This window comes from Campylobacter concisus, assembly GCF_002913865.1.
In the GTDB taxonomy this organism is placed as follows: domain Bacteria; phylum Campylobacterota; class Campylobacteria; order Campylobacterales; family Campylobacteraceae; genus Campylobacter_A; species Campylobacter_A concisus_AM.
In genome coordinates this window covers 1-1128 of sequence record NZ_POYX01000156.1, presented here as the reverse complement: position 1 = coordinate 1128, position 1128 = coordinate 1, and the positions used below count along the sequence as shown (strand labels likewise).

At 26.7% G+C, this 1128-nt stretch carries 2 protein-coding genes; both read right to left on the bottom strand.

Annotated features, from left to right (window positions below; genetic code table 11):
• Nucleotides 1-142 precede the first annotated feature (142 nt).
• Complete coding sequence (locus tag CYP77_RS09855; protein ID WP_103567928.1) at nucleotides 143-325, bottom strand: diadenosine tetraphosphate hydrolase; 183 nt, start codon at nucleotides 323-325, stop codon at nucleotides 143-145.
• Nucleotides 325-981 carry a tRNA 2-selenouridine synthase gene (locus tag CYP77_RS09850; protein WP_103599762.1) on the bottom strand — a complete coding sequence of 219 codons (657 nt, stop codon included), beginning with the start codon at nucleotides 979-981 and terminating at the stop codon, nucleotides 325-327. Before CYP77_RS09850 ends, CYP77_RS09855 begins: the two co-directional genes overlap by 1 nt.
• Nucleotides 982-1128: the final 147 nt, after the last annotated feature.

Sequence of the window (1128 nt, the reverse complement as noted above, 5' to 3'; positions counted from 1 at the left end):
GCTATTAAAAATATGCTTGTTAGTAGTAGAAGTATAATGCCTATAAATTTCATCCTATATCCTTTTAGAAGATTTATTTTGCGTATTTTATTGTCATTATATTTATAATATTATTAATTTATTATGCTTTATTTGTAGATTGTTAAATTTTAGGTTTTTTTAGTATTTTATGGTTATAAAATTCATCCGACTTGCTCCATTTTTCATTTTTGTCTATAAATTCATAAAATGAGTAAGAAGCGTCCGCCATATCAGCATGATCTTTTATATCAGAGATTATTTGTTTTACAGATTTATTTTTAGGGTTATTATTGTTGTTTTCCACTATTTTTCCTTAACGAAAGTGTTTTTAGAGCTATCAAAGTAAAATTTATTTCCACCTAAGACATAGTTTGTTTCGCTCTTGCTAAATTTTATACCAGCTCCTTCATCTCCAAATAGACCATATTTTTTTGATTGATAGCTATATGTTGCTGATATATCTATAGGTATTACGACACCATTATTGTCTATATAGAAATATCCCAATCCCATTGATGGTTTAAACTTATTGTAGTTTTCAAGTCCTATGAAATTTATAATTTTATCTGCAAATTCTTTTGGAATTTTAACTCTTTTACCTGTTTGGTTTTCATAATCAATAGAGCTAGTATAATATCGTTTACCGTTTGAAAGAGTTTGCTCTATTTTTGGATTGTTATAATACCTTTCCTTTAGTAGCTCTCTCATCTTTGCATTTCTTTCGCTTTTGTTTGATATATGGGCTATTTCACTTAAAATTTGTTGATTAACCGCTTTTCTCTCAGCTTCTCTTTTCTCTATCTCATCAACAAATTTCTGATTAAATATATAAACCCCACCATATTTACTAGCTAAATTTTCTAGTTCAGAGTTGCTTATCTTGTTGCTTGCTTGATTTGCAGAGCAGGCTATTAAAAATATGCTTGTTAGTAGTAGAAGTATAATGCCTATAAATTTCATCCTATATCCTTTTAGAAGATTTATTTTGGGTATTTTATTGTCATTATATTTATAATATTATTAATTTATTATGCTTTATTTGTAGATTGTTAAATTTTAGGTTTTTTTAGTATTTTATGGTTATAATATTCATCCGACTTGCTACTT